General features: G+C 40.2%; 9 protein-coding genes. 6 read left to right on the top strand and 3 right to left on the bottom strand.

Translation table 11 applies throughout. The features are described from left to right. Positions 1–26 precede the first annotated feature (26 nt). The gene (locus tag M0M83_RS18260; protein ID WP_213913688.1) at positions 27–1595 is read right to left on the bottom strand and encodes an acyl CoA:acetate/3-ketoacid CoA transferase; all 1569 of its coding nucleotides are present in this window, start codon (positions 1593–1595) and stop codon (positions 27–29) included. 66 nt (positions 1596–1661) lie between these two features. Beyond that, positions 1662–3179 (bottom strand): class I adenylate-forming enzyme family protein, encoded by a 1518-nt coding sequence (locus tag M0M83_RS18265; protein ID WP_213913690.1) that lies wholly within the window; start codon positions 3177–3179, stop codon positions 1662–1664. Positions 3180–3672: 493 nt separating this feature from the next. Here M0M83_RS18265 and yghU point away from each other — a divergent pair, with 493 nt between their 5' ends. The 6 genes from yghU (at position 3673) to M0M83_RS18295 (ending at position 12007) form a co-directional block, all read left to right on the top strand. Then, complete coding sequence (yghU, locus tag M0M83_RS18270; RefSeq protein ID WP_213913692.1) at positions 3673–4512, top strand: glutathione-dependent disulfide-bond oxidoreductase; 840 nt, start codon at positions 3673–3675, stop codon at positions 4510–4512. Positions 4513–5164: 652 nt separating this feature from the next. Beyond that, positions 5165–6433 (top strand): cytosine permease, encoded by a 1269-nt coding sequence (locus M0M83_RS18275; RefSeq protein ID WP_125890615.1) that lies wholly within the window; start codon positions 5165–5167, stop codon positions 6431–6433. 513 nt (positions 6434–6946) lie between these two features. Then, positions 6947–8353 carry a cytochrome-c peroxidase gene (locus tag M0M83_RS18280; RefSeq protein WP_125890616.1) on the top strand — a complete coding sequence of 469 codons (1407 nt, stop codon included), beginning with the start codon at positions 6947–6949 and terminating at the stop codon, positions 8351–8353. A gap of 307 nt (positions 8354–8660) precedes the next feature. Then, on the top strand, positions 8661–9932 hold the full coding sequence (locus M0M83_RS18285; protein ID WP_248467133.1) for a nucleoside permease: 1272 nt from the start codon (positions 8661–8663) through the stop codon (positions 9930–9932). Between the two features lie 85 nt (positions 9933–10017). Then, the gene (locus tag M0M83_RS18290; RefSeq protein WP_248467135.1) at positions 10018–11037 is read left to right on the top strand and encodes an ADP-ribosylglycohydrolase family protein; all 1020 of its coding nucleotides are present in this window, start codon (positions 10018–10020) and stop codon (positions 11035–11037) included. Further along, a complete protein-coding gene (locus tag M0M83_RS18295) occupies positions 11024–12007 on the top strand; it encodes a PfkB family carbohydrate kinase (protein WP_248467136.1) in 984 nt (327 codons plus the stop codon). Before M0M83_RS18290 ends, M0M83_RS18295 begins: the two co-directional genes overlap by 14 nt. Positions 12008–12038: 31 nt before the next feature. Here the strand turns inward: M0M83_RS18295 and M0M83_RS18300 are convergent, their stop codons facing one another. Beyond that, a complete protein-coding gene (locus tag M0M83_RS18300) occupies positions 12039–12785 on the bottom strand; it encodes a GntR family transcriptional regulator (protein ID WP_248467137.1) in 747 nt (248 codons plus the stop codon). Positions 12786–12836 lie beyond the last annotated feature (51 nt).

Genomic DNA, 12836 nt, shown 5'->3' on the forward strand with positions numbered 1-12836 from the left:
GGATAAATTCCTCTTTAATATTGAAACTATAAATACGAAACCAGACCAAAGGGGGCTTCTTCAAATAATGAAGAAGACATCACCTTCAAATCAGGGGAAATTTCGGGGACAAAGTCCATATGGGCAAGAATGTCACGTTCTAGGTCAACACCGGGGGCAATTTCAACCAATACTGGGGTTTTCCCCCCTAAAGTGAACACTGCACGTTCCGTGACAAAATGCATGGTTTGGTTGATATTTCGCGCGACATCCGCATTCCATGAAATTTGTCGTACTTGGTTAACTAACTTTCTAATATCCCCTTCCCGCACAATCTTTAACTGTCCATTTTCACAACGAATATCTAACCCTTTTGCGGTAAACGTTGAGCAAAACACCACGTGTCGCGCATTTTGGGTAATATCAATAAACCCACCCGCACCCGGGCAAATATTGCCTAACAAAGTCGCATTGACATGGCCACTGGCATCCATTTCCCCTGCCCCCATATACGTGATATCAACGCCTGCACCGTTGTAGTACAACATTTGGTCTTGGTGACTAATCATCGCTGATAGGTTACGGCCTATGCCAAAATCAATACCGCCAGCTTGGACGCCGCCCCAAATCCCTGACTCCACGGTGATATCAACGCGCTTAGTTGCATTTTCTTCCTGAATAATGGAGCCGATAACATCGTTTGGAATACCCGTTCCTAAGTTAATCACACAGTTTTCATATAGATAACGGCATGCAATTCGCCCAATCAATTTGCGAATATCCAAAGGTAATGGCGTAGTTTGTTGGACAGGGGTGCGAATATCACCGCATAGAGTTGGGTCAAAGAACCAGCTAGAGGATTGGCGATGATCTTCTTCAGGGTTATCGCACACGACAATGTGGTCAATAAAGCTTGCAGGAACAGTGACACGCTTGGGATGTAGAGTCCCTTCTTCAACGCAATACTTCACTTGTGCAATCACTTTGCCGCCAAAGCGTTTAGCCGCCAGTACCGCATGTAAGACTTCTAACGTCATCGCTTCTTCATCGGTGGTGAGGTTACCTTTACTATCAGCGTGAGTTCCTCTGATCACCACGACATCTAAAGGAATTTCTGGGTACCATAACCATTCTTCCCCTTTGAAATTCACTTTTTCAACCAAAGGAGGAAGTGCCAACGTTTTCGCGTTCATCCTACCGCCTTCAAGATCAGGATCGATGAATGTCCCTAACCCCACTTTGGATAAACGCCCCGGTAAACCCGCAGCCATTGCTCCATACAAGTGCACCATTTGCCCTTGTGGGAGGCAATACGCTTCGACTTGGTTATCATTAATCATTTGCATCCATCGAGGCGCTAGCCCCCAATGAGAACCAATGATCCGTTTTACCATCCCTTCGTGGGCAAAGTGTTGATTCCCTCGAATACGGTTACATTGCCCTGCCGCATGAACGAGAGTGAGTTGATTTGGCGCGCCCTCGGATAAAAAGCGTTGTTCAATTGCTGATAAAATAGATTCAGCAGCGCTGGTTAATGTCATTCCCACAGTACAAATCGTATCGCCATTATTAATTAATTTAGCGGCATCTTGTTTAGAAATAAATTTATTATTCATGATAAAACCTACCTGAAGGCTAATATTTCATAGCCCCTTTTGATTAATTAAAAACTAATTTAGACTTTAGTTATTTAAAGAGTAATATCGTAATTTCAAATCTTTCTTACTTATTTTACCATTCCATGTTCTAGGAAAATTACGTGTAAATATAATTCTTACTGGAACTTTATACGTTGGCACCCTATCTTTTAACCATTCAATAATTTCTTTACTGGTTAAACATACTTGATTCTCAGGGATAATAAATGCAATGGGTTCTTCGCCATAAATGGTGCTTTCAATTGGGATGACAGCAACCTCATTAACACCTGGGTAATTAGAAATTAAATCTTCGATTTCAATAGAATATATTTTTTCCCCACCACGGTTAATCATATCTTTAATTCGGTCTTGGATATAAAGAAAACCATCATCATCCCTATAACCAATATCCCCTGTGAAAAACCAACCATCGTTAAATGATGTCTTATTTGCAGGGCTATCAGGCCAATAACGTTGGATAACAACATCCCCTTTTACCCAAATATTACCTGTCGTGTTAGCGGGTTTATCTTCACCTTTATCATCACGTATGGCCACTTCTAACCCGGGAATCGGTGTGCCTGAGCTCGCTTTCTTATCACTATAGCGGATATCATCTCGAAATACCGTGGCTGGTGATGATGTCTCCGTCAAACCATAAACAGAATGAATGGATGTTTTGGCAAATATATAAGAAAGCTCTTTAATGGTACCTTCATTTAAATGACCAGCTCCACAAGCAATTTTTTTTAATGAATTAAATCGTTCCAAATTAATACTTTTATTTTCTTTTATTTTTTGAATTAATAATATAAATACCGTTGGCGAACCATGTAAGAATGTTATTTTTTCTTTCGCAATTGTTGAAATAATATCTTTCGCATTAAATTTCTTCTGAAGATAGATTGTACCACCTATATGAATAAATAATGCCAAAATAGCGGAGAGCCCCGTAATATGATAAATCGGTACAGCCAAAATTGTTTTATCGTGCTCAGTTAACTTTAACGTTTCCTGATAGGCATATACGGCAGATAATATATTCTTGTGCGTGATCACCGCACCTTTCGGCGCTCCCGTTGTGCCCGAAGTGAATATCACCACTGCTGGGTCTTCTTCATTAACTTGGTTAATAAAATTAATTTCATCAGTAAGGGTTATATTATTCCACTGAGAAAGGCTAACTCCTTTTTCACTGAGTTGTGCCAACCATGGTTGATATGTATCATCCCAAAAAACAGCATCCGCATTAATACAAGATAAATGCTCTTTACCTTCAAACTCTTTCATTTTGGTACTCAAGGGAATTACCTGAATACCCAGACCTACCGCAGCATAAAATAATTGGCAAAATTCAATCGTATTTCCCCAGCCAAGTACAATCCGGTCACCTTTTTTCAACTGCACGGTGGTTGTTAGCCACAACATTGTTTGGTTTACTTTCACAAGTAATTGGTGATAACTCCAACTTTGCTCTTCAAATACAATGGCAACAGCGTCTGGCTGCACTTTTGCTCTCTGTAATAAGCTTTGGTAGATGTTTGAATTTGGCACAAGCATGGACACACTCCGATACTGCTGAATATGACTGATATGCTATCAATGTATAAAATACACTCCGATAAATTAGTGCCAATCTTCACAAATTATTCACACCCTTTTTTTATTTGAATTAGTGATCTGCACAACCCATTTGTTAACGTTTTTTTATTTTGGCCTCATTTCACACCCTATTTTTTATGGCAAATAAACATATTTACCTTTTGTTATTACCAAACCATCCAAAAGACACAGAAATTCCTATGAAAAACTCGTTTTCCATTGTGCGTATAAACAATAACTCAGAGACACAGAGAGCTCGGGGCTAATATTTAGCAAACTCGTTTATTCTCTATCTGCTCTTGCACTCTGTGCTATTTAGCCCTCTCACCACATCCAATAAGGTAAAAAGAGTGGTGAATTCACTGGAGATTGCTACAGTGAGAGACAGTCATAATGAAAGAACTGATGAAAAAGCAATCGCCACCTTTAAAAATGGTTAAGGAGTTAACTCATGGCAAACACCCCTTATGTTCCACCTAAAGTCTGGCAATGGGAGCAAGGGAATGGCGGAAAATTCGCCAATATTAATCGCCCAATTTCTGGTGCAACTCACGAAAAACCTTTACCTATAGGTAAGCACCCACTACAGCTATATTCATTAGGAACTCCCAACGGACAAAAAGTCACTATCATGTTAGAGGAGCTGTTAGCCCTTGGCATTAAAGAGGCTGAATACGACGCTTGGCTCATTAATATTGGTGAAGGTGACCAATTCAGTTCCGGCTTTGTTGAAGTCAACCCTAACTCAAAAATCCCTGCATTAGTTGATAGAAGTGGCAAAGAACCTATCCGAGTATTTGAATCGGGTTCGATTCTGACCTATTTAGCTGAAAAATTTTCCGCTTTTTTACCCGCAACTCAACCAGAACGTGCTGAAACCTTATCTTGGCTATTTTGGCAAATGGGTTCAGCACCTTTTGCTGGTGGCGGTTTTGGCCATTTTTATGCCTATGCGCCTGAAAAGTTTGAATACCCGATTAACCGCTTTGCAATGGAAACCAAGCGCCAATTAGATGTGTTAGATAAACGTTTAGCAGAACATAAATATGTTGCAGGAGACCACTACAGCATCGCTGATATCGCCATATGGCCGTGGTACGGTGCATTAGTGAAAGGTTGGCTTTATGATGCCGCTGAGTTTTTATCTGTCCATGAATATAAACATGTCATTCGTTGGGCTGATGAAGTCTATGCACGCCCAGCCGTACAGCGCGGCCGCCGTGTTAATCGCCTACAAGGTGACCCCACACAGCAAGTACGCGAACGCCACAATGCGAGTGATATAAGTTAGTTAATAGATTTTTATATGTATCATTAGTGATAAAAGCACAAGTAAGTTAGCAAACACTTACATTGTGCTTTTTTTTGCATTTATTCCCTATATCTAAATACTGATACAATATTGGCTTTTGGTGGTTAGATAGCAATTATTTCTCATTTCCCTCCATCTTCTCATTATTAATAGTAGAGTTATATCATTTAATTAAACACTTAAAACAAACAATAAAATAACAATTAACCAACATTGATTTTGATATAAATCACAGATAAGCGATTATTATTTTCACAACAGAAAATAAATTATAATTTAGGGTTTTAATATCATCGAAAAATAACATTAATTTGCTAATTAGCACGTTATCTGTCACAGAATATAGCCTTTATTGAAAGCAACTCAACAATCAATGCATCATTAATGAATTGTTTTTAAATGGATTTTATTACCCGACAACTATTGATATGCTTGACCCACCACAAATAGTAATAAAAACACCAATCTATTTATAGAAGTATTATTTTATAAATGATGATTAATCCTTTCATTATTCATCAATATTATTTTCTTTAATAAATAATATGACATAAATAAAAAATTCATAAAAATATATTTTTTATTTTTATAGGTACGCCAGTTAATTTTATTTAAATGAGGTTCACCTAATATGACAAATAATGAGAATAAACCTACCTTACTTGACTCAGAATATGAACATGTCCCTGTCCCTATTGAACATCGCAAAAGCTTTGCATCCGTGTCTGCTGTTTGGTATAGCTTCCCTTTAGTCTTAACCAGCGCTGTTATTGGTGGCGTTGTCACCGCAATGCTCGGTTTTAAAATGGGGGTCACCGCCATCTTAGTTGGGAATTTACTGCTGTGCCTAGTAATTGGCTCACTCAGTTATTTAGCCGGAAAAACGGGTGAAAACTTCGCTATCTCTGCTAAAAAAACATTTGGGCGCCGTGGATATATTGCGGTTTCAGGCTTACTTGCAACTGTCGTGATAGGCTGGTTTGCTCTCATGGTCGGCCTAACTGGTGACACGATGTTTCGGTCATTTGGACAAAATTTATTGCTCATGACCGTTTTAGGGGGAGTATTGTATGTAGGTGCCACCTTTATTGGTATTAAAGCCTTAGCAATTTTAGGTTATATTGCAGCCCCTATGTACGTAATTCTTGGTGTTATTTCCGTTGTTATTGCGATGCAAAGCGGTTCATCCGATATTATCAATTATCAACCGGTTGTTGGGGCTGGAGCCCTCTCATTCGGTGTCGCGGTTACCATGATTTTCTCGACATTTACCGACTCAGGTACTATGACCGCCGATTTCACTCGCTGGGCAAAAAATGGTAAACAGGGTTTCTTAGCCGCCTTCACCGCATTTCCTATCTCCAAATTTTTTGCTGAAGTTATTGGCGCAATTATTGTTGCAACAGGCGTTGTATTACACCCGGAAGTCACAGGCGGCGATTTTATTACCATTCTCGCCAATGCTAGCCCATTGCTCTCCATATTAGCCATCATCTTTGTTTTTGTTAACTTAGGTGTCGGCTGTACGCATTGTTTATACAACGGTGCAGTAGGTTGGTCTCATATTACTAAAGGTAAAATGAGAACCTTAACGATCATATTGGGTATTATCGGTATTCTTGTCGCAGTTACTGGTATTTGGAATGCATTCCAAACTTGGTTAAATTTACTTGGGTTAATCGTCCCCCCAATCGCCGCGATTATCATTATGGACCAATTAGTGTTAAAACGAAAAAATGATGAATCAAAAAACTGGCAACCTTTAGCCTTTATCTCTTGGATATTCGCCTCAGGAATTGCCCTCATTGTCAATTCGTATGCGCCTGAACTCTCCGTCGTTGTTGCAGGCTTAGTTTCATCATCTATTATCTATCTTATTGGCCATAAACTGACTAAATAGTTAATTCCAATTGGGGGATATTTACTCTCCCCCAATATCCTTCCTGATAAATCGCCTAAATATATCAATACGTTTTCTCTTCTTTTTTCGCAACATGCCCCTTAAATAATTTATATTTTTCTTAATTCTATAATATGCATTTAGTCCGCAACAATTAAAAAGTTAAAAAATTAAAATTTTTGATTAACTTTACGATATTTATTTTAATAATTAACAAGTCATCATTTATAAATACCCGCCAATTAAATTGAAATAAAAAATGTTTTAAAATAAACTGAAATACGACAATAACCAATAAAATCAATTCGATATAAATTAATTTCGGTTTTTATATTTTAATATTTTTTACATTGATAGGTAAATCTTATTTCAGCAATCGCTTAAACCGATGGCCATCATTGATAAAAATCAAGAACCTCTCAGGCTTATTTATCCATCATAGTCCGGCTGTAGAATTATATTAATTAAAAAATATTTAAATATATTTGACCGCAATCTTTCAAGGATAGTGTAATGAAAAAACTTACTCGCATTACGGTCGCTGTCATATTTTTGCTTTTACTCGGTTATTTTGGGTTATCTGGATATGTGTGGTATCACGATAATCAACGAAGAGAAAATAATGACATTCAGACATCTAAAATTGCAGAAAATAATCAAGTCCTAAAATTCTTTGCTGAAAAAGGATGCGATTACTGTCACACGCCGTCAACTGATTTACCTGCCTACGCATCATTCCCCATTGCTAAACAACTGATGGAGTACGATATTCAGCTAGGTTATAAATCATTCAACCTCGAGGCCGCTCGCGCTGCACTCATCGCAGGAGAACCTGTACCGCAAAGTGAATTAAATAAAATTGAGTGGGTTATGCAGAACCACACCATGCCACCAACGCGTTATGTTGCACTGCATTGGGCCAGTAGCGTCAGTGATGAAGAACGTGATAACCTATTGAATTGGATAGCTAAACAGCGGGAAGAGCACTATGCCAGCCAAGATACCGCTGCTGAGCACCGCAACGAACCAATTCAACCAATTCCAAAATCACTGGATGTCGATGATGCAAAAGTCGCATTAGGTTTCCGTTTGTATCATGATGCGCGCCTGTCAGGGGATAGCACGATCTCTTGTGCACACTGCCACGCACTCAATGCAGGTGGTGTTGATGGCCGTAAAACGTCAATTGGGGTTGGTGGCGCCGTGGGTCCAATCAATGCGCCAACGGTGTTTAACTCCGTATTTAATGTCGAGCAATTTTGGGATGGTAGAGCGCCTGACTTACAAGCTCAAGCCGGTGGCCCACCATTAAACCCTATCGAAATGGCATCAAAATCATGGGATGAAATCATTGAAAAACTGGATAAAGACCCCGTCTTAAAACAAGATTTCAATGCCGTTTACCCAGAAGGGTTTACGGGTGACACCATCACTGATGCGATTGCCGAGTTCGAAAAAACCTTAATCACCCCGGACTCTCCGTTTGATAATTGGTTGAGAGGTGACAAAACGGCATTAACCGCGCAACAGCTCCATGGTTATCAGTTGTTTAAAGAGAACAAATGCGCAACCTGCCATGGGGGCGTGATCTTAGGTGGTCGTTCCTTCGAACCTCTGGGCTTGAAAAAAGACTATGAGTTCGGTGAAATCACTGCTCAAGATATTGGTCGCATGAATGTCACCTCTGATGAGCGTGATAAATTACGCCAAAAAGTGCCAACGTTACGTAATGTTGAGCTAACCGCACCATACTTCCACCGTGGAGATGTGGCTACCTTAGATGAAGCAGTGAAACTGATGCTGCGTTATCAAGTGGGTAAAGAACTGCCACAAAAAGATGTCGACGACATTGTCGCCTTTCTTGAAAGCTTAACGGGTGTGTATACACCGTATATGCAACAAAGTGGGTCACAACAGTAAATATCAATATCTGATTGATATGAAAAACCAATAGCACCGCGCAAATAATAGCGGTGCTATTTTTTATATAACACTGCCGTATAAGCTACCTACAACCCTGACTTGACCTGTATTCACAGCAATTCACATTATCGAACACCTCTTCCTCACTGTGTTATTACTTAAAAAGTTTCTGTTTCCTATTTATACGAAACAATGTTATCTAGCTCAAAGTTTTTATCGAATGGTATTTAAAAGGTATTATTAAATGGTATTGTTGTTTTCGTACCCTACAATACCTATAATTAGCCGTATAAAGGAATGAAAGATGAAAAAAACGACAGCAAAACTCTCATTCATGATGTTCATTGAATGGTTTATATGGGGAGCTTGGTTTGTTCCCTTATGGCTATTTTTGAATAAAAGTGGCTTTACCCCTTCTCAAATAGCATGGTCTTACGCCTGTACAGCCATTGCTGCAATTATCTCGCCCATCCTTGTAGGATCAATTACTGACCGATTTTTTGCTGCACAAAAAGTCCTGGCGGTACTGATGTTTGCAGGGGCAGTTTTTATGTTTTTCGCAGCTCAGCAAACTGAATTTTCTAGCTTTTTCCCTCTACTATTAGCGTATGCACTGACTTACATGCCAACCATTGCGCTCACCAATAGTATTGCTTTTTCCAATGTGGAAGATGTGGAACGTGATTACCCTCGTATTCGTGTAATGGGGACTATCGGCTGGATTGCATCGGGTATTGCATGTGGTTTTTTACCTTCCATGATGGGCTTTGGTGATATTTCCGCGACCAATATTCCACTCTTAGTGACAGCCGCTAGCTCGGCTTTACTGGGCTTTTTTACCTATTTCTTGCCAGACACCCCACCAAAAGGAACAGGCAAAATGAGTATTAAAGTCATGCTTGGATTGGATGCCATTGTACTGTTAAGAGACCGTAATTTCTTAGTATTTTTCGTGTGCTCATTCCTCTTCGCCATGCCTTTAGCCTTTTACTATATTTTTGCTAACGGCTACCTTACTGAAGTTGGGATGAAAAATGCCACGGGGTGGATGACCTTAGGGCAATTCTCCGAAATCTTTTTTATGCTTGCTTTGCCCTTCTTTACCAAACGTTTTGGTATCAAAAAGGTATTACTTCTTGGTTTAATCACTGCGGCTATCCGTTATGCTTTCTTTATCTATGGTGATGCAGACCACTTATTTACTTATGGATTACTCTTCCTCGGTATTTTATTACACGGAGTTAGCTACGATTTTTACTATGTCACTGCATATATTTATGTCGACAAAAAGACTCCTGTGCATATGCGAACAGCGGCTCAAGGCTTAATTACTCTTTGTTGCCAAGGCTTTGGAAGCTTACTGGGTTATAGCCTAGGTGGCCAAATGATGGAAAATCTTTTTTCTTACGGTGAACCAGTCAACGGCCAGACCTTTAACTGGGCCGGTATGTGGGGCTTCGGCGCAGCTATGATCGTCGTAATCACGATTGTTTTCATGTTGATGTTTAAAGAGTCGAGTCGTGATATTCAAGAAATTGATATTAATAAAAGTGGCGTAAAACCCACATCCAATTAGTTAAGCAATCATTAATTAAATGCCTTTATTGACTGACCGCTAATACATAAGGGCGCTTTTTTTAGCCAAAATTGAAGGAATTATAATGAACAAAGAGAACCGTATTTTAGGCACGTTTTATGGCCAAGCCTTAGGTGATGCAATGGGAATGCCTTCTGAATTATGGCCTCGCTCTCGTGTTAAAGCACACTTTGGTTGGATAGACCGCTTCTTACCTGGACCAAAAGAAAATAGTGCAGCTTGTTACTTCAATACGGCAGAATTTACAGATGATACATCGATGGCACTCGCACTTGCGGACGCGATTATAGAGTGTGATGGCCAAGTGAGCCCTGAACTTATTGGTCACAATATTCTAAAATGGGCAGAGCAATTTGATGCCTTTAACAAAAATGTCCTAGGACCAACCTCTAAAATTGCCTTAAAAGCAATAAAGCAAGGGACTCCAATTTCTCTGCTAGACAATAATGGAATGACAAATGGTGCCGCAATGCGAGTTTCCCCACTCGGTTGTTTACTGCCAACTCATTCTATTGATGAATTTATTGATGAAATTACACTCGCCTCATCGCCAACGCATAAATCGGATGTGGCAATTGCTGGGGCGGTCGCTATCGCTTGGGCGATTTCTAAAGCGATAGATGGCGAAGATTGGTCACAAATTCGCGACCAGTTACCCGCTATTGCGAAGTTAGCACAAGAAAAGCACGTCACAACCTTTAGCCCATCAATAGCTGCACGTATTGAGCTTGCTTTATACACGGTGAAAAACACAATTGGCACCGAGCAAACAATGGAACAGCTTTATCAACTCGTTGGCGCTGGCACTAGCACTATTGAGTCAGTTCCTGCCGCCATTGCTATGGTTGAATTAGCGGAAACCGATCCCAACCGCTGTGCCATTCTGTGTGCTAATTTAGGGGGAGATACCGATACCATAGGGGCAATGGCCACCGCCATTTGTGGCGCATTGCATGGCATTGATGCCATCGACAAACAATTTAAAAAACAATTAGATGATGTGAATCAACTTGATTTTACACAGTATAGCCAAGCCTTTATGGCATTGAGAACTGCAAGAGAAAAAGCTTATGAAAACCGCTGAACTTATTGCCCATCTTCCATTGCAAGCAGAGCATCGTCCTGTCTGCCTGATTGGCGCGGCCGTTATTGATGTGATTGCAGATGCGTATTCACTGCCTTATCGCGGAAGTGACATCGAATTGCACCAACAAAGTGTCAATATCGGTGGATGTGCTCTGAATATTGCTGTGGCCTTGCAACGCCTTGGTATCCAATCACTCAATGCATTACCTATTGGGCAAGGTGTGTGGGCAGATATCATCCGCAACCAACTCAATAAAAAAGGTGTGAGTTCAGTTATAGAAACGAATAAAGGTGATAATGGCTGGTGTTTAGCCTTAGTCGAACCCGATGGAGAAAGGACATTTCTTTCAATTAGCGGTGTGGAAAACCAGTGGGAACGCCATACATTAGATGATTTACCAATTACATCTAACACCATTATCTATCTTTCTGGTTACCAATTAGCAGCAAAATGTGGCGAAACTCTGCTTTCATGGCTGGAATCACTCTCCGATAACGTCACTTTATTTATTGATTTTGGCCCTCGGATCGCCGACCTTTCGAAAACACAATTATTACGATTGATGGCTTTAAAACCTATCATTTCATTGAACCGTCAAGAAGTCGAACATATCGTCACGCTGTTCCCTGATATCGCACACCAAGGAATGGATACAGAAGCATTAGCCAATATTTGGCATTCTCAATTTTCAGTTTCCGTGATTGTTAGAGTCGACAAAGAAGGCGCGTTCTTTCAAGAAAGTTGTCGTTCATCAGGCTGGGTGGCACCATTTAAAACTACCGTTGTCGATACCATTGGTGCAGGGGATAGCCATGCAGGAGGCGTGATTGCCGCATTGGCGTCCGGCTGGGCACTCCAAGATGCCGTATTACTTGGAAATGCTGTCGCATCCTATGTTGTTAGCCACCGCGGCGGAGATTGTGCGCCTTCGTCTGAGCAACTCACCGCGTATTTACAGCAATATTAATCATCAGAATAAAAAGAGACCATGTCTCTTTTTATTCTTCAGATACAAACACATACATATCACTGCGGCATTGATTAAAACTGTATTCAATGGGCACATTTTTATGGTCGAAAGCCACCTGCTTAATCACTAAAACAGGCACGCTCTTTTCCAATTTAATGTGCGTTTGAAAGTCTTCATCTGGCATTCGAGCACTTACCTTGCTCTTTGTTCGCGTAGGATAAATATTTTGGCTGCGGAAATAATCGTACAAAGATAAACCAATATCGTCTACGTCACCAATCAACCCAATAGGAACATATGATTCCTCAATAGAGACAGGCTGCTCATCCACATAACGAATGCGTTTTAACATAAACACATCACTATTGATGGGGAGTGCTAGCGACTCTGCGACTTCCTGTGAACAAGGCACGATACTTTTATTGACCCAAAGTGTGTTTGGTTTTTTTCCAAGTAAAACAACTTGTTGTGAAAAACCCTTAGCTTCTTTGAGCGAATACTCAAACTTATCACTAATTTGGGTACCGTAGCCTTGTGACCGAATGATAACGCCTTCTTGCTCAAGTAACTCTAACGCTTTTCGAACGGTAATACGCGACACGCCTGTTTGTTGACCTAACTCCCTTTCACTGGGCAGCATATCACCTTGATGTAAAACCCCTGTTCGCACGGCAAATTTCACCGTTTCAGCAAATTTTACATATAAAGGTGTATTGTCTATTTCAGCAAGACGGGTACAAAGTTGTTGGATCAAAGATAAATGCGCATCATTCATATTGAGTTAGTCACCTAAAAATCGCAGCAATAATCCATAGTACCACTATCC

The organism is Providencia rettgeri, assembly GCF_023205015.1.
In the GTDB taxonomy this organism is placed as follows: Bacteria; Pseudomonadota; Gammaproteobacteria; order Enterobacterales; family Enterobacteriaceae; genus Providencia; species Providencia rettgeri_E.